Source organism: Morganella sp. HMSC11D09 (assembly GCF_001807955.1).
Taxonomy (GTDB): domain Bacteria; phylum Pseudomonadota; class Gammaproteobacteria; order Enterobacterales; family Enterobacteriaceae; genus Morganella; species Morganella morganii.
This window is the reverse complement of sequence record NZ_KV791697.1, coordinates 106,522-125,703: the sequence shown is the minus strand read 5'-3', so window position 1 is coordinate 125,703 and position 19,182 is coordinate 106,522. Positions and strand designations below refer to the sequence as shown.

Below are 19,182 nucleotides of genomic sequence, written 5' to 3'. Positions count from 1 at the left end.
TTTTATATCAGAAACCAAGCTCATCGAGCAGATCATCAACCTGTGACTGTGATGCCATCACATTGGTCCCTTTCGGATCAATCTGCGGTCCGTTTTTCAGACTGTCGACCGGATGTTTTGCACGGATTTCCGCAGGGGTGTTTTCCATCAGCAGAAACAGCAGCTGTTTCTCTGTTTCTTCCACCACTTCCATCATTTTTTTCACGACCTGACCGGTCAGATCCTGGAAATCCTGAGCCATCATAATTTCCAGTAACTCACTTTTGGTCACCGCACTGCCGTCAATCACCCGGCGGATAAACGCCATGGTGGATTCCTGCAGAGCCGGATCGACCTCTGCTGACGGACAGGATTGCCAGCGCGCCTGCAAATCCAGCGCGTCCTCGTGCATTTTTACCTGCAACGGCTTGATAGTGTCGATGCCGTTGAGTGTTTTTTCCGCCGCCTGTGCGGTCATCTGAGCGATGTAGCGCAGTCTGTCTTTTCCGTCCGGAATTGTCGCGACCGCCTGCTGCACGCCCTTTTCTAATCCCAGTTCACGCATGCTTTCTCTTAACATCCTCGTTAAAAAACCGACCCGGGTGATGATCTGTTTTAAATCATCATCACTGTTTTTGTTTCTGTCCGTTGATTTATTTTCCGTCATCCTGCTTTCCTTCTGCTGAAGCCCCTCAGTTCAGACCCATTTTTTCGAAGACTTTATTCAGTTTTTCCTCGAGGATCGCGGCAGTGAACGGCTTGACAACATAACCGCTGGCACCGGCCTGAGCGGCGGCAATAATATTTTCTTTTTTCGCTTCGGCGGTCACCATCATGACCGGGATATGTTTGAGTGCATCATCCGCGCGGATGGTTTTCAGCAGCTCCAGCCCGTCCATGTTCGGCATGTTCCAGTCCGCCACCACGAAATCAATCTGACCTGCACGGATTTTCTCCAGTGCATCCACACCGTCTTCCGCCTCTTCAATTTTGTTGTAGCCCAACTCTTTTAAGAGGTTACGCACGATACGGCGCATGGTGGAAAAATCATCAACTACCAGAAAATTCAAATCTTTAGCGGCCATAACCACTCCTGCAATAATACAATGAATAATTGCCGGTTCCGTCAGGCGGAAACGGCAGCAAGTCTGCCCAGCACACTGGGGGCAATTTTGACGAGATCCTGAATTTCATCGACCGCATTCAGTTCAATCGCCGCGCGCGGCATACCGAAGACCACGCAGCTGCGCTCATCCTGGGCATACGTGACCGCGCCTTTCTGCCGCAGATTCAGCATGCCGCGCGCACCGTCCATACCCATACCGGTCAGCAGGACCGCGATGCATTTGCGGGCAGCACATTCGGCCACTGAGTCAAACAGCACATCCACGGACGGACGGTGACGGTTCACCGGCGGTGTCTGCTGAAGCACCACCTGGTAACCCTGGCCTTTATCCGCGATCAGCATATGCGCATCGCCCGGGGCAATATAAGCATGCCCTTTGCGCAGCACATCGCCGTGTTCCGCCTCTTTTACCGTCAGCGCACAGAGCTTGTTCAGACGCTCGGCAAATGAGCGGGTGAAACCGGCCGGCATATGCTGGGTGATCACCACCGGCGGACACTCAGGCGGCAGCATCTCCAGGAACTGACGGATAGCTTCCGTTCCGCCGGTCGATGCGCCCACCGCAATCAGGCGGTTATGGCAGGCATACGATGACAGCGGTTTGCTGATAACCGCCGGTGCTGCCGTCACTTTTTCCTGGCGGCGGAAGCGGTTACCCTGCGTGATTTTTGACATCGCTGCGGCACGGATTTTTTCACCGATAAGGTCGCGGTAACTCATCATGGTTTCGCGGATCCCGATCTGCGGTTTGGTGACAAAATCCACCGCTCCGAGTTCCAGGGCTTTCAGGGTCACTTCCGAGCCTTTGGAGGTCAGTGTGGAGACCATCACCACCGGTACCGGGTGCAGACGCATCAGTTTTTCCAGAAAATCGATGCCGTCCATCCGCGGCATTTCCACATCCAGCGTTACCACATCCGGTTCATGCTGTTTAATCAGATCACGCGCAACATACGGATCCGGTGCCACGTCCACCACAGTCATATCCGGATGGCTGTTAATAATTTCACGCATTAACTGGCGCATCAGCGCCGAGTCATCAACGCAAAGTACTTTTATTTTTTTCATCACTTCTCCCGGCCGCCTGAATGCTGTACACGGTCTGTCCTCTGATGACATAACGCGAAGATAACTGTGATAAGTTCTCCGAGTGCCCGATAAACAGCAGCCCGTCAGGCTTCAGTAGCGGAACAAAACGTTCCAGTAGTTGTTTCTGCATATCCTTATCGAAATAAATCATGACATTACGACAAAATATGGCATCGAACTGCCCCTGAAACTGCCAGTCGTTGTCCGTCAGATTCAGATAACGGAAATCAATCATCCGGCCAAGCGCCGGTTTCACCCGGGCATAGCCTTCATATTCCCCGACCCCCTTCATAAAATGGCGCTGACGCTGAAGGGCGTTGAGGCTTTTCAGCTCTTCGATACGGTAGACGCCCTTACGGGCCTTCTCCAGAACTTCGGTATCGATATCACTGGCGATCACTTTGGCATTCATGGCGTTCGCACCGAGAACATCACTGAGTGTCATGGCGATCGAATACGGTTCTTCCCCTGTCGAGGCAGCCGCACACCAGATAGTGATCGGCTGGTTACGGCGGGGACGGATAAAGTCAGTCAGTGTCTGAAAGTGATGCGGCTCCCGGAAAAATGCGGTCAGATTGGTGGTCATTGCGTTAATAAATGCCTGCCATTCCGGGTGCAGCGGCTCCCGTTCCAGCAAACGCAGGTACTCGGCGAATGTGCTCATATTGCAGTCTCTGAGCCGCTTTAACAGGCGGTTGTAGACCATATTCTTTTTATTCATGCTAAGGACGATGCCTGACTTTTTATGAATAAACCGGCACACCCGACCAAACTCATCATCTGTGAGTGGTTCTATCTGTGGCGCAAAAAGCATCGTACTTGTTGTCCTTTCGGTAAAAACGATTCACTGACAGTCTTCAGTACAAACCGATCAGTTACCCCCTGACACCGGCGTCTGCGATACGAACCGGTGTCAGGCGGTGATCAGGACTGTCAGCCGGCAAAGCCGGACTGAGTGCCCCTGTTATCCGGCAGCTCAAAGAAAGCGACCGTGTCGACCAGGTTATTCGCCTGATCTTCCAGTGCGGCTGTTGCACCTGTTGACTGCTCAACCAGTGCGGCGTTCTGCTGGGTCACCAGATCCATCTGGCTGACGGCGGTTGCCACCTGCTCGATACCACGGCTCTGCTCGTTGGAGGCAGACGCGATTTCGCTCATCAGTTCCGTCACCTGGTTCACCGCAGTGACCAGTTCTTCCATTGTTTTACCGGCGCTGTCCACCAGTTGCGTTCCCTGACCGACGCGGTCAACTGACTCATCAATCAGGGATTTAATCTCTTTCGCGGCATCCGCACTGCGCTGTGCCAGCGCACGCACCTCACCGGCGACCACGGAGAATCCGCGTCCCTGCTCACCGGCACGGGCGGCTTCCACGGCAGCGTTCAGTGCCAGGATATTGGTCTGGAAAGCAATACCGTCGATCACGCTGATAATGGCGCTGATTTTCTGCGAACTGTTGGCAATCGAGGTCATGGTTTCAATCACGCTGTCCGTGATCTGACCACCACGGCTGGCGGTTTTCGATGCCGTCACCGCAAGTTCACTGGCCTGACGGGCATTATCGGCGTTCTGTTTCACCGTTGCGGTCAGCTCTTCCATACTGGCAGCGGTTTCCTCCAGGGAGGCAGCCTGCTGCTCTGTCCGTGATGATAAATTATTATTGCCCAGGGCAATCTCGCGAATTCCGGTATACATCTGGTCTGTATTCAGGCGAACGTTTGAGACAGATTCTGCCAGCGATTCCTGCATCAGCTTAAGCTGACCGAATACCACACCGATTTCATCACGGGTGGTCACTTCTATTTTCTGGTTCAGTTTGCCCTGTGCGACCTGCATAAAGTGCTCGCTCATACTGGTGAGCGGATTAATCACTTTGTAACGCATCCAGAAATGAGCCAGACCGGAAATCAGCAGAATGGTGGCGGTCACTGCGAAGAACATGATCCACGCCAGCCGGTTATAGAACGTACCGGACTCAATCGCACTGCGGCTCTCTTCATCCAGCAGCGCCAGATAATCATTCACCACCGCACCCATTCTGTCCTGATACATCTGGGTCGGGTGTTCCACATAGGCAGGGATATTGGCGTTATCAATGTAACCGCGCAGTTCTTTAATCACACCAAGGTAAGACTGATACTGTTCTTCAATACCGGCAAAATCCTCTTTTTCACTGAGAACCGGCTGGGATTTGAAATTGCTGTAATCTTCCGCCGCTTTATCCAGCAGCAAATCAAATGCTGCTTTGACCTGGCGGATATCGCTCTCTTCAGAGCCGACTTTAATATGAACAACAACCTGGGTAAGCAGGTTACGGGCCTGCATCAGATCTTCATAAGAAGACACCAGTAATGCCCGTTTTTTTGAGCCGAGATCGACCCGTTCCAGTGACGATAATTCAGATGAAACAATCCCCAGCGATAATCCGCTGGACACTATCTGCATGCCGCAAAAGAAAATAAGCAACAGATATAAACTGACAGAAATCCGTATTCTCTTACCAAACATAATGCTATCCCCACTGCGTCCGGCCGGGCTCACCTGCTTCGGTTGTTGTTATCGCTGTGATGCACAAAAGCGCCGTCAGGTTTCCCTGACAGCGCAAAGCACAGACGCGTCGTTAAAAAGTTTCCCAATTGTCATCATCTTGATGATTCTTCGATGATATTTTGCTGAGATCCGGGGTTTTCACGACATTGGAAATCGTTCTTGCCGCCGGTTCAGTGTGTTTATCGTCCCTGTGCTTCAAGGCCGGTAAGCGGAAAATGGCTATCAGCTGTGACAGTTTCGCCACCTGCTCTTCCAGCACATTTGCCGCCACCGCAGACTGCTCAACCAGTGAGGCGTTCTGCTGCGTCACTTTGTCCATTTCAGCAACTGCAATACTGACCTGTGAAATACCTTTGCTCTGCTCATCGGATGCCGTGGCAATGTGCGCCATGATGTCGGTGACACGGGTAACGGATTCCACGATTTTGGTCATGGTTTCGCCGGCATCTTCTGCCTGACGGGCACCGGTTCCGGTACGGGATACCGAGTCTTCGATGAGGATTTTGATCTCTTTTGCCGCATCCGCGCTGCGCTGCGCCAGGTTACGGACTTCATCCGCCACCACCGCGAAACCACGGCCGTGTTCACCGGCACGGGCTGCTTCAACTGCCGCGTTCAGGGCCAGGATATTGGTCTGGAACGCAATGCTGTCAATAACGGCAGTGATATCGGAAATTTTCTGTGAACTGTCAGCGATATTCAGCATGGTATTCACCACGTTGGACACCACTTTGCCGCCTTCACGGGCGATGTCAGAGGCCTGACCGGCAAATTCACTGGCCTGATGAGCGTATTCAGTGTTCTGTTTCACTGTCGCGGTCAGCTCTTCCATGCTGGCAGCGGTCTGTTCCAGACAGGCAACCTGCTCCTGGGTACGGGCAGACAGATCATTGTTACCGGCGGCGATTTCGCTGGTACCCTGATAGATGTTTTCGCTGCCGTCGCGCACACCGCGCACCGTATTAATCAGCTCCTGCTGCATGTGCTGCACACCGCGACCCAGATCAGCGATTTCATTTTTACCGTTCACCGCAACTGTCGGGGTCAGGTCACCGGCAGCAAAGATTTTGATGCGGTCTACCAGGCCATTGAGAGGGTGAATAATGCCGCGCTGTACATAGCGGTAACTGATAAGACTGATCAGCGCAAGGATAATAGCCAGGGCAATCAGCATATACAGGGATTCACTGAAGTTATCTTCCGCATTCTGTACTTCACCCCGGAACGCCGCAGAAATACTGTCGAAATACGAATTAAACTGCTCTTCGAACTTCATCTGATAACCGGATGTGGCATAGGTGTAGAACTGTTCCAGCTGATCTTCCCGGACATAGGACATCAGCCGGGTCAGTGCATTACGGTAGGTTTCATAGGTGGAGAGCAGCTTTTCAAACTTCGCCTTGTCGTAACTGGTGCCTTCCATCATTTTCATGTAGCGGGCATACGCAGCGTCTGCATCCGCTAACTGACGGGTGGCCTGTTTGATCAGCTCATCCGGGGTGGCATCGTCTTTAAAGGTGTGCTCTCTGAGCAAAAAGCCGTTTGCCGCCCGGTTTAAATTGGCGCGGGCCTGGATCAGATTAACCCAGCTCTGGGTCAGAACCTGTCTCTGACTCTGGAGTGAATCCAAAAAGTGAATACTGTCGCGGTTTTCACCCAGTTTGCTGAACATCAGCCCGCTGGATGCCAGCTGCAACAGTACAAATATAAGAATAACGGATAAAAGCCCTGATACAATTTTAATTCTGCTATACATAATTTTCTACTGGCATAGTGTTATTGTATTTTTGATATCGGTCACACGACAAAAAACTTTAGTGATGGCTTAACCAAAACCATTTGGCTGAATTATTATTCAGCCATGCTGTCGATGAGTGCCATTTCCTCGCTGGAAAGCAGCTTTTCGATATCCACCAGGATCAGCATCCGGTCACCGATGGTGCCCAGGCCGGTCAGATATTTGGTTGATAAGGTGACCGCAAAATCCGGCGCCGGGGCAATCTGCTCATCTTTGAGCACCAGCACGTCAGACACGCCGTCCACCACAATCCCCACCACGCGATCTTTCAGATTGACCACAATCACCACGGTGTTGTCGTTGTAAGTGACGTTCTGATGGGAGAACTTCACACGCAGATCGATAATCGGGATAATCACACCGCGTAAGTTAGTGACACCCTTGATAAAATCCGGGGTATTCGCAATACGGGTAACCTGCTCATAACCACGGATTTCCTGTACTTTCAGGATCTCAATGCCGTACTCTTCTTCGCCCAGGGTAAAAATCAGGTACCCTTCGCCGTTTTTCTCTTCATCGAGTTTGTTTAAATCTTCATCCATCATCGACATGGTTATTTACCTTTGTTTATTGCATCACGACGTGTGACGTGTTCATTTTCTTTTTGCACAAAATTTCGTTGTTCATCCGCTGCAGTTCCGCCACATCAATAATCAGTGCGACAGAACCGTCACCCATAATCGTGGCGGCAGAGATCCCCGGAATTTTGCGGTAATTACTTTCAACATTTTTCACCACCACCTGCTGCTGTCCGATCAGTCTGTCAACCAGCAGGGCGTAACGGTTACCGGCGTTCTGAACAATCAGGGCGATACTTTTCGCCAGATCACGCTCCGCCTCTTCGATACCGAAGACCTGATGCATTTCCACCAGCGGCAGATATTCGCCGCGCACCAGCAGCATTTTTTCCTCACCGGCAAGGCGGTAAATGTCTTCCTGACGCGGCTGGAGTGTGCTGATAATGGCGCTGAGCGGGACAATAAAGACATCATCGGCCACTTTGACGGACATACCGTCGAGGATAGCCAGAGTCAGCGGCAGCAGGATGCGGGTCACGGTGCCGCGCCCTTCGGTGAAACCAATCTGAATACGGCCGCCCATGTCCTGAATGTTCCGTTTCACCACATCCATACCCACGCCGCGGCCGGACACATCGGTGATCACTTCGGCAGTGGAGAAACCCGGTGCCATAATCAGCATCGCGATTTCATCGTTAGTCATGTTGTCGTGCACATCCATGCCCTGCTGACGGGCCTTGGCCAGGATCCGCTCCCGGTTCAGACCGGCACCGTCATCCCGCACTTCAATGCAGATATTGCCGCTCTGATGTTCCGCCGCCAGGGTCAGAGTCCCGGCTTCCGGTTTGCCGTTTGCCGCGCGGACGTCCGGTTTCTCAATACCGTGGTCGAGGCTGTTGCGCACCAGGTGGGTCAGCGGATCGATAATCCGCTCGATCAGGCTCTTATCGAGTTCGGTGGAGCTGCCCTCCACTTTCAGCTCAATTTTCTTATTCAGTTTTGAGGCGATATCGCGCACCATGCGCGGGAAGCGGCTGAAGACATAATCCATCGGCATCATGCGGATAGACATGACAGATTCCTGCAGCGCCCGCGAGTTGCGTTCCAGCTGAACAATCGAACTGAGCAGTTCCGCATATTCGGCCTGATCCACCTGCTGGCTGTGCTGAGTCAGCATTGACTGGATAATCACCAGCTCACCGACCAGGTTGATCAGCTGATCCACCTTTTCCACCGCCACACGGATGCTGCCGCTGTCACCTTTATTTTTTGCCGCCGCAGCCGGTGCTTTGCGCGCCGCCGGAGCAGATGACGATGCTGCTGCCGGTGCCGGTACAGCAACCGGTGCGCTGACGGTTTCTTCTTCCGCCTCTGCCGGGGTATTGTCTGCGGCCAGCATGGCGGTTAATTCCGCTGCCGGTGTTTCCTCATACGCAATCTGAGAATCATCCACCACAAAGCAGAGCACGCCGCTGATGTCATCAATCGCGGTATTGGTGCCCAGCCAGACTTTCAGGGTATCGGTACCCTGTTCAGTTTTGTATACCGTGCCGAACAGCGACAGCTCATCGGCCAGCAGAGCGACTTCGCTCTCCTTTAACTTACTGAGCGTGAACGTGAAATGATGTGAAAAACCGGTTTCCGGTACTGTGCTGCTCTCTTCTGAGCCGGCAGTAATTTCTGCGGTTTCACTGACCGGTTCCGGCGCGGCGGTTTCCGTGACAACAGCGGCGTCCGCCACACTCTGCTCCACATGCCCCAGTACTTCACAGATGCGGTTAAAGCTTTCTTCATCCGGCAGTGTGTCGCTCTTATAGGCATCCAGCTGCGAGCCCATCACATCTTTGGTATCAAGGAAGACATCAATGATATCCGGCGTCAGCGTCAGCTCATCATGGCGGGCTTTATCAAGCAGGTTTTCCAGGGGGTGTGTGGGTTTCTGCAACAGCGTGAATCCGAATGTTGCCGCACCACCTTTAATGGAGTGCGCGCTGCGGAAGATAGCATTGAGCTGTTCACTGTCCGGATCCCGGGGATCAAGCTCCAGCAGATGCTGTTCCATATCCCGGAGCAGCTCGTCGGCTTCATCGAAGAACGTTTGATAAAACTCGGTTATATCCATCGCGGTTATCCAATTTTTTTCTTGTGTTACGGCTGACAGGTACTGCCGGCAATCCGGCAGTACCTGTCCATCCTGTTTATTGTGTTGTATCTGCCGCCGCAGCGCTGTTCTGCGGCGGTGTCTGATCCGGTGCCGCCGGTTCCGGCACTTTTTCCGGCGGGATCTCCGGCGGAGCCGGTGTCTCTGTATGCGGCGCCGGTAACTGCTTCAGCTGCTGTAAATCGGTAATGGGAACAGCACCCTCATATTCATGGAGAATATTTGCCATCTCCGACTCATTCAGAACAATGATGCTGATACGGCGGTTCACCGGCGCAAGTCCGTCGTTTTTATCCAGATGGATAGAGGATGCCATCCCGACCACCCGCAGAATTTTGTTCTCGGCCATACCACCGCGCACCAGTTCACGGCGCGAGGCATTGGCGCGTTCGGCAGACAGTTCCCAGTTGCTGTAATTACCGCCGTTGGCATACGGCAGGTCATCCGTGTGACCGGAAATACTGATGCGGTTCGGCACGTCATTGAGGATCGGCGCGATAGCCCGCAGAATGTCCCGCATATACGGCTCAACATGAGTGGATCCGACCATAAACATCGGGCGGTTGGCACTGTCGACAATCTGGATCCGCAGCCCGTCATCTGTGGTATCAATCAGCAGATGCGGCTTCAGTTCATTCAGACGCGGGTCTTTGAGAATCGCCTGCTCCAGATCCTGTTTCAGTTTCTCAAAACGACCGGCTTCATCCTGCCCCTGCTCTTCCTGCATGCTGTCCGGGTCCGGCAGTGTGTCACCGTCTTTGTAAATGATGTCTTTGCCGCCGCCCGGAATCGGGTTAGTGGCATCCCCGGTTTTTGTTCCCGGGTTGATCGCTGTTTTCAGCGGTGTGCGGAAGTATTCCGCAATCTGAGTCAGCTCCTGCGGGCTGGAGATAGAAATCAGCCACATCACCAGGAAGAACGCCATCATGGCGGTCATAAAGTCAGCGTAAGCAATCTTCCATGACCCGCCGTGTCCGCCGCCGTGCCCGTGACCGCCCCGCTTTTTGACGCGGATAACATGCGTATTGCCCGGTTTCATCGTCGGTTTACTCCCCGTCCTGTGCTTCGGTACGGTGGCTGACTTTTACTTCACGGACTTTGTCTTCCAGCTCGGTAAAGGAAGGACGGTCGGCGCTGAACAGGACTTTACGGCCGAATTCAACCGCGATTTGCGGCGGATAACCCTGTAAGGATGAAAGGAAAGTGACTTTGATACATTCCAGCATTTTCAGCTGTTCACCACTGCGCAGACGAATCAGTGACGCCAGCGGTAAAATAAAGCCATACGCGACGAGAATACCGAGGAATGTCCCGACCATCGCATGCGCAATCAGCGCCCCCAGCTCACCGGCCGGACGGTCAGCAGAACCCAGCGCATTAACCACCCCGAGAACGGCGGCAACAATACCGAATGCCGGCATGGAATCCCCGACCATATTCAGGCCGGAAGCCGGCACTTCGCTCTCCTGACGGAAGGTTTCCAGTTCCTCATCCATCAGGGCTTCAATTTCGTGGCTTTGCAGGTTACTGGTGATCATCAGACGCAGATAATCCACCAGAAACATCAGTGCAGCCGGATCTTTGAGAATGCGCGGGTACTGGGAAAAAATATCGCTTTCCTGCGGATTTTCGATATCTTTTTCCAGGGCAAGCAGCCCCTGCTGGCGGGATTTATTGAGCAACTGGAACAACAGCGCCATCAGATCCATTGACATCGCTTTGTTGTAGGAGGAGCGCCGGAACAGACGCGGCAGTACTTTACCCAGGGCAACAATGGATTTTCCGCTGTTACCGACGACAAATGCACCAAAACCGGCACCTAAAATAATAACAAATTCAGCGGGTTGATAAAGTGCGCCCATATGGCCGCCAACCATCAGATAGCCGCCGATGACCGTGCCCGTAACAATGATGTATCCGATGAGTATTAACACACTATTCCCTTTAACTCAGTTAGGTATCGGATGGCAGTCAAAGGGAATTTTCAGGAAGGACAGGCAAAACGGATTTGCCTGTTTACCAAATCAATCCAGTCACATTACCGCTTTGGCAATGCCATCCTCTCGATATAGCGTAATATCGGCGGGAAGCGCGGAAAGTTTACGTTTTTTTATTGCCCGTGACGGCGGCTGGCACAAACTGCAGGTAAAACTGTTTTCAGGGATGTGCGCGTAGGTAACAAATGACCCGCTGCAGCAACTGCAGACCGAGCGCTGAAGCATCCCGCTCTCCACAAAACGCACCAGGGTCCAGGCGCGGGTCAGTGCCAGCAGCGGCTCTTCACCGGGCGCCGGAGGACACTGCTCCAGGTACAGCCGGTAAGCCTTTACTATCACATCAACACCGGTGCACTGTCCGCTGTTCATCAGAAACTCATAGGCGTTATAAAACATGGAGGCGTGAATATTTTGTTCCCACGTCATAAACCAGTCGGTGGAAAACGGCAGCATACCTTTCGGGGGCGGACATCCGCGCAGCTCTTTGTAGAGGCGGATCAGGCGTCCGCGGCTGATTTGCGTTTCGCTTTCCAACATCTGAAGACGAGCACCCAGAGAGATTAATTCCATCGCGAGACGGATATCCTGAGCCTCTTTGATGATACTTTTTTCGGCCATGATACTTATCTTTTTCTTGCGTGTGAGTCAGTGCCAGCCGCGCCGTGCGTTTGCAGCAGACGGGTTGACAGTAAAATTCCGGTATGAACCTGTTGTAATTCATCCACGCGGGAATCGCGTGTAAGTTTTTCAATGGTTTCGCTGCTTTCAAATCTGAACTGACAGATTAGCTGGTTGGTTTCCGCTAATTTGACCAATTGAGAGAGCGTAAGGTTTGCTAACGTAGTTGCCATTGCATCGTTAATGCCTAAGCGGAACATGGCAGAAGCTTTTTCCTGAGCAATAAGTTTTTGGGCTAACAGCAGGTATGAGAGGTTAATATCATAAATATGCTTCAGAAAATCAGTCGTCTGGCTCATTTTTTTTCCTTTCCGAATATCAGCAGCAACAAAGTACAGCAGAAACTATCTCCGGCGCTGTGTGATACCGGAGATCCTGTTTTACGTAATGTAATAAATACCGGAGAAGCTCATTCCATTGTTTACTGCCAATCCATATAAATATCCGGCATGCGTGCGAAACACACAAAAGTAAACTTAAATTAAATACATATCAGGAATACCTGTAAACAATAAAGGTAACGATTAAAATCAGCACCAGCTTATTTAATGTCTGAATCATCTTATATCATTTATAGACGTTATTTATTATGCACCACAAAATTAACTATTCAAGCCACTGATGTTTGTTTTTGGCAGAGAAAGATAAACATCCCACCATGCATTAGTACAATTTTACTATTAATTATATTTTGTCTCACCATATCCCAAATACTCACCGTACTTATCACTCCCATAAGTCAAATGTCAATAATCTTCAGGCGAATACGACTCAAAATGTGTGTGACTCAAGTCCATTGCACCAATCATATAATGTGACTGCCTATATTGATCCAGATCAATGAGCTTTATTGGGAAACTCTGCTTTACCCTATCTATCGAAGGTATACTTAGCAAAAATAGCGGTACAAAACTCTTATTTTTCACCTAAATGGTTATATAAAGTTCGATTTTGTTCATTTTCACCCGGTTTATGACCCTGCAATAACAATGTGAAATTGTGAGCATTACATAACATCCCCGCTGATCAATGTTTAGTTATTTTTAACAAAAAATAGCCATTCATGATGATAAATCATAAGATAACTTTATGATATAGCCAAGGGGTTATTTGGAAGGAAGGTAACTGAAGATTAAATGAATTTAATTCATTGTTGTGGTTTTCAATTCAGGCTGTCTTTATTTCTTTTTAAAAATAATGGCTCTCTCTTTTTATATGCTCACTTATTTGTCTTTCCGGAGCTGATAAGGTTATGTATATACCTTCGGATGATACTTTTATAAACTCGCCGCCTCTTTGATAAACCGGTTACTGTTCTGAAAAACACACTGACATGCTTCTGTCACAGAAATGGCATCATACCATCACAATCCCGGCATTTTCCTATTAGCAAAGTCGTTAATTAAATGTAGCATTAAAAGATAGGATCGTGTCTGAAGTAATAACCTACAATATAGTAACATATAGTTACTATATACTTTTGTTTTTACAAATTAAAAGTGTATCGCAGTCATGTGACGATTCAGGGTAATTATTTCACGCTATTCAGTCCCGCAGAACAGTGCTCTTTATCCCGCAGCACTGAAAATCAGTAAGCAGATCAAAATTTGCGATCCTGCGCTTTTTACACCACCACCTGATTAGCGATAAAATGTTATCAAATTGTGATTACCATCACGGTTTATTGCTGATTTTCTGAAAAGTTTCTGAAATCCGGGCCGATATTTATGACAGACGTCACGCTCTCCACCCCGTAACCTCACTTTACTGCCACAAAAAATCTGCCGTAGTGTGACACTAATCCGGCACTTTCCATCAAGCGGATAGCTGAAGATTTAGTTCTTTATTCTTAAAATAAGCTAAAAATCCTCTGCCTCTTCCATCAAAAATTATCACTAAATATAAATATTCTGTTGATACACAGAATAAAGCCGGTGGAATAACCACCGGCACAAACCTTAAGGCTTTATTAAAAAAAGATCGATAGTTGCTGACCCGCGTACAGAAAGGCATCAGACCGGCAGTTCAGAGGCAATCATCCAGTTGACCGCACTGACACTTCTCTCCAGACTGACCCGGCAAACAATGCCTTCTATCTCCTTCTGCTCTGCCGGTGTGGCACGCACTTCCGCACAAACCTCCAGTTTTCCGCCGGAAGTATCCGCACTACTGAGTGAGTGCAGCCGGACATGTGAACCATTCAGCGCCTGAAGGATCACGGTTCTGACCAGAATTTCATCTTTTTCATGACAAACGGCACGGATTTTATAGTCCTGCACCAGGTCCGTGGCGTGAATGACCGGCCGGGCATTGATGCGCTGCGCAGCTTCCCGCAGCAAAATATTGGCACATAAGATAACCAGTGCTGCCGTCACTGCCGGGCCAAATTCCCCCAGTCCGCACAGCACACCTATACCGGCTGAGCACCATAATGTCGCGGCGGTATTCAGCCCGCGGATATTCATGCCTTCACGCATAATAACGCCGGCCCCGAGAAAACCGATGCCGGAAACCACCTGTGCGGCTATACGTCCCGGGCTGTCCGGTGATGTGGTCACCGAACTTAAGATAAATACAGCGGCACCTACAGCCACCAGCGCATTGGTACGCAGACCGGCCATCCGCTGACGCCACTGGCGCTCCGCACCAATCAGGGCGCCGAGTGCCAGCGCAGCCAGTAAATTGAGTAAATAAGGAATTGCAAACAAAGTAACCTCCACCCGAAAGACGCAATGGCGTCAGGTGTTAACAGCAGAAAAAGTAAAAATGACTGAAAATTCTGCTCAGTAACCAGGAGGAAAAAGTGCGTGAGAAACAATAAACATACTGCATACCTGTAGCAGTGATACGACCGGGAACCGGCGGATCATCTGTATCAATAAAAAAGTGCAGTACCGCAGGAAAGGTGCTGCCCGCCATTATCATTCCGGCAGACAGGTTTCAGAAGAGAAAGGTGTGCCGGATCAGTTAATTGAGTTATAACTGTGACTGTCCAAATCCGGGTCCTCTGTTCAGAAAAGATGCGCGGAGTATAGGATGTCCGCGAAAATATGTAAAGTCAGAAATTATTTTTCGGCGTGATGAATACACCATCCCCGCCCTCTTTTTCATTGAAAAACCAAATCCCCTCCGGATATTCCGGTAACGCCACCAGATACATCACACCTTCACTGAACGGTTCGATCAGCAATATCCGGCCTTCACGCGGCTCATCCGCATCGGTTTTGACATAAACTGTGTCGTCAATCTGCATCATCCGGCTCCCGGTCGTCACGATAGTGTGATTAGCATAAAAATTAAGTATAAAAAAAGCCCGCCACTTACGCGGCAGGCTTGGAATTCGGTTTGGCTATATCTTACAGCGGAGTTACGTTAGCTGCAGCCGGGCCTTTAGCACCATTCTCGATGGTGAATTCTACTTGTTGGCCTTCGCCCAGGGTTTTGAAACCTGCGCCCTGAATGGCAGAGAAGTGAACGAAAACATCTTTGCTGCCATCAGCTGGAGTGATGAAACCAAAGCCTTTAGATTCGTTGAACCACTTAACTTGACCTTTCATTTTGTCAGACATGTGACTTTCCTATATATAAATAAATGCATTGCCATTTTGGCAGGTACTGGCCGGAAGCAAAAACTAAATGGAGGCACACAGCATATGAAACGGTCAAAGGCTATCCTGGATAACACTCAACTTAAACGCTCAAACTCAGTTGTCATACATAAAGCTGCTCTTTTTAGGGCCGCAAGCATTAACTCATGAGTAGGGATGAATAGCAACTGATTTATTGCCGTGAATTTTAAAAAAAGTGAAAGAGCTCATATTTATTAACTTTTGTTTGGTTAATTGTCTGCGATTTCAGCGTATTGAACTGACAATCAGGCCAGACTTAAGCCAAATAAGACTATTCTTAATAATCCCCGCATCATAACAGTTATCCCTCACAAAGCCCGTAACTGTTCTGCGCGGTTGTGTACCGGACATGTTAATATAATGTATCAGAATAGTCAGCAGACCTGCGGAGGTCATTCATATGGATGTCGTCAGAACACTTATTACCGGCGCTCTTGATAATATCAACCAGCGTGAGAAACGGGACGGAAAACCCCGTTTCAGCAGTCATTTTATCCGCACCTATCCTTATTTATGTCTGGCGATGGTGGTGTCCTATCTTGTTCTGGGTGTTCTTATTTATTATGCACCCTACTTCGGCTTTTACTGGCTGCTCGGTTTCAGTGCTCTGTTCCTGGTAATGGCTGCGGTTCTGCTGTTTGAGGTCAGACCGGTTTACCGCTTTACGGATATCGGCGTGCTGGATCTGCGGGTGTGCTACAACGGCGAATGGTTTGTCAGTGAAGTTGTGCCCCCGGAAACCCTGGCGGCGTTACTTGACCACCCGCAGGTCAGTGATTCACTGAAACAGGAGATCCGCCATATGACAGAAACAAAAGGTACCGTGTCATTTTATGATCTGCATCTGATGGCGTACCCGGAAGCGCATCCGGAAAAACCACGCTCTCACTGGATGAAAGGTGCAGCTTAAGCCACTGTTTATGCCTGTTTTTCACTCACCCGGGTTACTTGCTGAGCAAACAGAATAAAATTGCCTTTTTCCCGTTGACACAACCGGGGCACCCCGTTAATATGCGCCTCGTTCCCAAGGGAACACGCTTCCTCCATAGTTCAGTCGGTAGAACGGCGGACTGTTAATCCGTATGTCGCTGGTTCAAGTCCAGCTGGAGGAGCCATATTTAAGAGCCCGCTCACTGAGCGGGCTTTTTCGTTTTTGTCCCTGCTTATCCGCAATTGCTCAAGCCTTAGCCACTCAGTCATTTTTTTGCATTTTGCCCTTTACAAGCTGCCGCAGGATAGCTATGATTCACCCCGTTCTCACGAGAACGCGATTCCTCCATAGTTCAGTCGGTAGAACGGCGGACTGTTAATCCGTATGTCGCTGGTTCAAGTCCAGCTGGAGGAGCCAAATTTAAAAGCCTGCTCACTGAGCAGGCTTTTTTCATTTCTGCTGTTCTTCTTTTTCCGCACGGTTTCTGATGAATTCCCTGAGGGTGAAAATCCGGATTTATACCTATTAAGCCCGTGATTTTGATGGTTATTCCGCCGGAATGCTCATAAGTACGGCAAACAGATCACAATCTCTGATTTTCGCTTTGACAATCCGTTCTGACCACATTACTATGCACCCCGTTCTCACAGAGAACACACTTCCTCCATAGTTCAGTCGGTAGAACGGCGGACTGTTAATCCGTATGTCGCTGGTTCAAGTCCAGCTGGAGGAGCCATATTTAAGAGCCCGCTCACTGAGCGGGCTTTTTCGTTTATGCCATCCGGTAATTTCTGTCTGCCTGTTTTTATTTTTCATGACTGACTGATTTACAGGCAGAAATTATGCTTTTTGCTGTTATTTCCTGCAAAGTGATCACAAACAAAGCAAACGATTCAAAAAGTCATTTTTCATTTTGACAAACCGGCCCCGCCGCACTACTATGCACCCCGCGTTGAAGATGTTCCTCCATAGTTCAGTCGGTAGAACGGCGGACTGTTAATCCGTATGTCGCTGGTTCGAGTCCAGCTGGAGGAGCCAACGTTTACCTCTCCTGTTTATTTCTCTGTTTTATCCGCAGTATCCCGTATCAGACCCGGAACATATAATGCGTGCCGTCCGGCAGTTCAACATCAATATTCAGTTTTCCGCCGATGGCATCCACATAGCGTCTCAGCGTGGATAATTTGACATCACGCCCCGGTTTTTCCATCCCTGCGACTGTCGGCTGTTTTATTCCCAGTGCCTGCGCCATTTCCACCTGTGTTTTCTTCACTTTCTCCCGCAGCTCCGCCAGATGGATATTCAGCAGGATCTCATCCGCCTGAACCCGTGCAGCAGCCGCGACTTCCGGCTTTTCCTCAGCCAGCAGTTGTCTGAGTGACTTTCCCATTGTTAACTCCTGTTTTTGCAAACCACGCTGCAAAATTATCTGTTGTGACTATCTTCCGCACGTTATGTCCCTCCAATATAGATCAGATGCTATATAGGTGCAAAGCAATAAGCACCACAGAGCGCAAATTAACATGGTATTTACCGGCGAATCGTTCTATCATTCTTTTCCGGCTTATGGCACCCGCCATCAGGTTATCCTTTACTTATTTCGGAGCCGGTTCAATGACTCATCCTGTTACTTCCCTGAAAATCCGCCGCCCTGACGACTGGCATATCCATTTCCGTGATGGTGCGATGCTCGGTACTGTTGTGCCTTTCACCAGTGAATTTTTCGGGCGCGCCATTGTGATGCCGAACCTGGTTCCGCCGGTCACCACCACCGATGCCGCCATTGCGTACCGCGAACGCATTCTGGCCGCCGTACCGCAGGGGCACAGTTTCACCCCGCTGATGACCTGCTATCTGACCGATAACGCAGACCCGGCTGAGATTGAACGCGGTTTCCGCGAAGGTGTGTTTACCGCCTGTAAACTGTATCCGGCGAATGCGACCACCAACTCCGCACACGGCGTGTCAGATATCCGCAATATTTATCCGGTGCTGGAGATGATGTCCCGCAATGGTATGCCGCTGCTGGTACACGGTGAAGTGACACACGCCGATATTGATATTTTCGACCGTGAAGCCCGTTTTATTGATGATGTGATGATCCCGCTGCGCCGTGATTTCCCGGCACTGAAAGTGGTGTTCGAGCATATCACCACCAAAGAAGCTGCTCAGTATGTGCTGGACGGGGATGATAATGTCGCCGCCACACTGACACCGCAGCATCTGATGTTTAACCGCAACCATATGCTGGTCGGCGGTGTACGTCCGCATCTGTTCTGCCTGCCGATTCTGAAACGTAATGTACATCAGGAAGCACTGCGTCAGGCAGTGGCCGGCGGCTGCAAACGGTTCTTCCTCGGCACGGACAGCGCTCCGCATGCCCGTCACCGCAAAGAGTCCTCCTGCGGCTGTGCCGGGGTGTTCAATGCCCCGACCGCACTGGCCGCTTATGCCACGGTATTTGAGGAGCTGAACGCGCTGGAGCACTTTGAGGCATTCTGTTCACTGAACGGCCCGGCGTTTTATGGTCTGCCGGTCAATGACGGCTTTATCGAATTAACCCGTCAGGAAGTCATCACCCCGGAAACCATTAACGGTGCAGAGGATGTTTTAGTGCCTTTCCTGGCCGGAACTGATACCCGCTGGGATGTTAAAATCTGTCGTTAAGCAAAATAAACCAGGTATAAACACTCAGGCTTTTAGTGCAATAAGGTAAAAACCATCTT

General features: G+C 50.2%; 18 protein-coding genes and 4 tRNA genes. 6 read left to right on the top strand and 16 right to left on the bottom strand.

Translation table 11 applies throughout. The features are described 5' to 3' along the window. Positions 1-7: 7 nt before the first annotated feature. The 15 genes from HMPREF3119_RS14040 to cspE all read right to left on the bottom strand — a co-directional run bounded on the left by HMPREF3119_RS14040 (position 8) and on the right by cspE (position 15,465). Positions 8-646 carry a protein phosphatase CheZ gene (locus tag HMPREF3119_RS14040; RefSeq protein ID WP_004236856.1) on the bottom strand — a complete coding sequence of 213 codons (639 nt, stop codon included), beginning with the start codon at positions 644-646 and terminating at the stop codon, positions 8-10. 25 nt (positions 647-671) lie between these two features. Then, a complete protein-coding gene (cheY, locus tag HMPREF3119_RS14035) occupies positions 672-1,064 on the bottom strand; it encodes a chemotaxis response regulator CheY (protein WP_004236857.1) in 393 nt (130 codons plus the stop codon). Positions 1,065-1,105: 41 nt separating this feature from the next. Beyond that, positions 1,106-2,173 carry a protein-glutamate methylesterase/protein-glutamine glutaminase gene (locus HMPREF3119_RS14030; protein ID WP_004236858.1) on the bottom strand — a complete coding sequence of 356 codons (1,068 nt, stop codon included), beginning with the start codon at positions 2,171-2,173 and terminating at the stop codon, positions 1,106-1,108. Further along, a complete protein-coding gene (locus tag HMPREF3119_RS14025) occupies positions 2,145-3,008 on the bottom strand; it encodes a CheR family methyltransferase (RefSeq protein WP_015422623.1) in 864 nt (287 codons plus the stop codon). Before HMPREF3119_RS14025 ends, HMPREF3119_RS14030 begins: the two co-directional genes overlap by 29 nt. 119 nt (positions 3,009-3,127) lie before the next feature. Continuing rightward, positions 3,128-4,702, bottom strand: a complete 1,575-nt coding sequence (locus HMPREF3119_RS14020; RefSeq protein WP_032098589.1) for a methyl-accepting chemotaxis protein — start codon at positions 4,700-4,702, stop codon at positions 3,128-3,130. Between the two features lie 112 nt (positions 4,703-4,814). Next, positions 4,815-6,500, bottom strand: a complete 1,686-nt coding sequence (locus HMPREF3119_RS14015) for a methyl-accepting chemotaxis protein (RefSeq protein WP_004236861.1) — start codon at positions 6,498-6,500, stop codon at positions 4,815-4,817. A gap of 95 nt (positions 6,501-6,595) precedes the next feature. Further along, entirely contained in the window at positions 6,596-7,093 is a 498-nt protein-coding gene (gene cheW, locus HMPREF3119_RS14010) for a chemotaxis protein CheW (RefSeq protein WP_004236862.1), read from the bottom strand. A 16-nt stretch (positions 7,094-7,109) separates the two neighbouring features. Then, positions 7,110-9,182 (bottom strand): chemotaxis protein CheA, encoded by a 2,073-nt coding sequence (cheA, locus tag HMPREF3119_RS14005; protein WP_070580054.1) that lies wholly within the window; start codon positions 9,180-9,182, stop codon positions 7,110-7,112. Between the two features lie 76 nt (positions 9,183-9,258). Further along, positions 9,259-10,260 carry a flagellar motor protein MotB gene (gene motB / locus HMPREF3119_RS14000; RefSeq protein ID WP_032098587.1) on the bottom strand — a complete coding sequence of 334 codons (1,002 nt, stop codon included), beginning with the start codon at positions 10,258-10,260 and terminating at the stop codon, positions 9,259-9,261. Between the two features lie 7 nt (positions 10,261-10,267). Continuing rightward, positions 10,268-11,155, bottom strand: a complete 888-nt coding sequence (gene motA / locus HMPREF3119_RS13995) for a flagellar motor stator protein MotA (protein ID WP_004240017.1) — start codon at positions 11,153-11,155, stop codon at positions 10,268-10,270. Positions 11,156-11,254: 99 nt separating this feature from the next. Further along, positions 11,255-11,836 (bottom strand): flagellar transcriptional regulator FlhC, encoded by a 582-nt coding sequence (gene flhC, locus HMPREF3119_RS13990; RefSeq protein WP_004236866.1) that lies wholly within the window; start codon positions 11,834-11,836, stop codon positions 11,255-11,257. A gap of 5 nt (positions 11,837-11,841) precedes the next feature. Further along, positions 11,842-12,195, bottom strand: coding sequence for a flagellar transcriptional regulator FlhD (gene flhD / locus HMPREF3119_RS13985; RefSeq protein WP_004240016.1), 354 nt, complete (start codon positions 12,193-12,195; stop codon positions 11,842-11,844). 1,713 nt (positions 12,196-13,908) lie between these two features. After that, complete coding sequence (locus HMPREF3119_RS13980; protein WP_004240015.1) at positions 13,909-14,604, bottom strand: MgtC family protein; 696 nt, start codon at positions 14,602-14,604, stop codon at positions 13,909-13,911. A gap of 350 nt (positions 14,605-14,954) precedes the next feature. Further along, a complete protein-coding gene (gene dsrB / locus HMPREF3119_RS13975; RefSeq protein ID WP_015422621.1) occupies positions 14,955-15,149 on the bottom strand; it encodes a protein DsrB in 195 nt (64 codons plus the stop codon). Positions 15,150-15,252: 103 nt separating this feature from the next. Next, entirely contained in the window at positions 15,253-15,465 is a 213-nt protein-coding gene (gene cspE, locus HMPREF3119_RS13970) for a transcription antiterminator/RNA stability regulator CspE (protein WP_004240014.1), read from the bottom strand. Between the two features lie 460 nt (positions 15,466-15,925). On the opposite strand from cspE, the gene HMPREF3119_RS13965 reads away from it, so the two are divergent. From HMPREF3119_RS13965 to HMPREF3119_RS13945, 5 genes are all read left to right on the top strand, one after another. Next, positions 15,926-16,435, top strand: coding sequence for a YlaC family protein (locus HMPREF3119_RS13965; protein WP_004240013.1), 510 nt, complete (start codon positions 15,926-15,928; stop codon positions 16,433-16,435). 129 nt (positions 16,436-16,564) lie between these two features. Then, positions 16,565-16,640: transfer RNA gene (locus tag HMPREF3119_RS13960), tRNA-Asn, on the top strand. Between the two features lie 157 nt (positions 16,641-16,797). After that, positions 16,798-16,873, top strand: a tRNA-Asn gene (locus HMPREF3119_RS13955). 243 nt (positions 16,874-17,116) lie between these two features. Then, positions 17,117-17,192: transfer RNA gene (locus HMPREF3119_RS13950), tRNA-Asn, on the top strand. Between the two features lie 226 nt (positions 17,193-17,418). Continuing rightward, positions 17,419-17,494 (top strand) — tRNA-Asn (locus HMPREF3119_RS13945). 49 nt (positions 17,495-17,543) lie between these two features. Here the strand turns inward: HMPREF3119_RS13945 and HMPREF3119_RS13940 are convergent. Further along, positions 17,544-17,846, bottom strand: a complete 303-nt coding sequence (locus HMPREF3119_RS13940) for a helix-turn-helix domain-containing protein (RefSeq protein ID WP_004236876.1) — start codon at positions 17,844-17,846, stop codon at positions 17,544-17,546. Positions 17,847-18,070: 224 nt separating this feature from the next. On the opposite strand from HMPREF3119_RS13940, the gene pyrC reads away from it, so the two are divergent. After that, positions 18,071-19,123, top strand: a complete 1,053-nt coding sequence (pyrC, locus tag HMPREF3119_RS13935) for a dihydroorotase (RefSeq protein WP_036414412.1) — start codon at positions 18,071-18,073, stop codon at positions 19,121-19,123. Positions 19,124-19,182 lie beyond the last annotated feature (59 nt).

Bases quoted from the DNA above. Each gene is read 5' to 3' on its own strand.
- HMPREF3119_RS14020 (WP_032098589.1), bottom strand. From the start codon at position 4,702: ATGTTTGGTAAGAGAATACGGATTTCTGTCAGTTTATATCTGTTGCTT.
- cheY (WP_004236857.1), bottom strand. From the start codon at position 1,064: ATGGCCGCTAAAGATTTGAATTTTCTGGTAGTTGATGATTTTTCCACC.
- pyrC (WP_036414412.1), top strand. From the start codon at position 18,071: ATGACTCATCCTGTTACTTCCCTGAAAATCCGCCGCCCTGACGACTGG.
- HMPREF3119_RS13965 (WP_004240013.1), top strand. From the start codon at position 15,926: ATGGATGTCGTCAGAACACTTATTACCGGCGCTCTTGATAATATCAAC.
- HMPREF3119_RS14030 (WP_004236858.1), bottom strand. From the start codon at position 2,173: ATGAAAAAAATAAAAGTACTTTGCGTTGATGACTCGGCGCTGATGCGC.
- HMPREF3119_RS13940 (WP_004236876.1), bottom strand. From the start codon at position 17,846: ATGGGAAAGTCACTCAGACAACTGCTGGCTGAGGAAAAGCCGGAAGTC.
- cspE (WP_004240014.1), bottom strand. From the start codon at position 15,465: ATGTCTGACAAAATGAAAGGTCAAGTTAAGTGGTTCAACGAATCTAAA.
- cheA (WP_070580054.1), bottom strand. From the start codon at position 9,182: ATGGATATAACCGAGTTTTATCAAACGTTCTTCGATGAAGCCGACGAG.
- HMPREF3119_RS14015 (WP_004236861.1), bottom strand. From the start codon at position 6,500: ATGTATAGCAGAATTAAAATTGTATCAGGGCTTTTATCCGTTATTCTT.
- dsrB (WP_015422621.1), bottom strand. From the start codon at position 15,149: ATGCAGATTGACGACACAGTTTATGTCAAAACCGATGCGGATGAGCCG.
- flhC (WP_004236866.1), bottom strand. From the start codon at position 11,836: ATGGCCGAAAAAAGTATCATCAAAGAGGCTCAGGATATCCGTCTCGCG.
- cheW (WP_004236862.1), bottom strand. From the start codon at position 7,093: ATGTCGATGATGGATGAAGATTTAAACAAACTCGATGAAGAGAAAAAC.
- HMPREF3119_RS14040 (WP_004236856.1), bottom strand. From the start codon at position 646: ATGACGGAAAATAAATCAACGGACAGAAACAAAAACAGTGATGATGAT.
- motB (WP_032098587.1), bottom strand. From the start codon at position 10,260: ATGAAACCGGGCAATACGCATGTTATCCGCGTCAAAAAGCGGGGCGGT.
- flhD (WP_004240016.1), bottom strand. From the start codon at position 12,195: ATGAGCCAGACGACTGATTTTCTGAAGCATATTTATGATATTAACCTC.
- HMPREF3119_RS14025 (WP_015422623.1), bottom strand. From the start codon at position 3,008: ATGCTTTTTGCGCCACAGATAGAACCACTCACAGATGATGAGTTTGGT.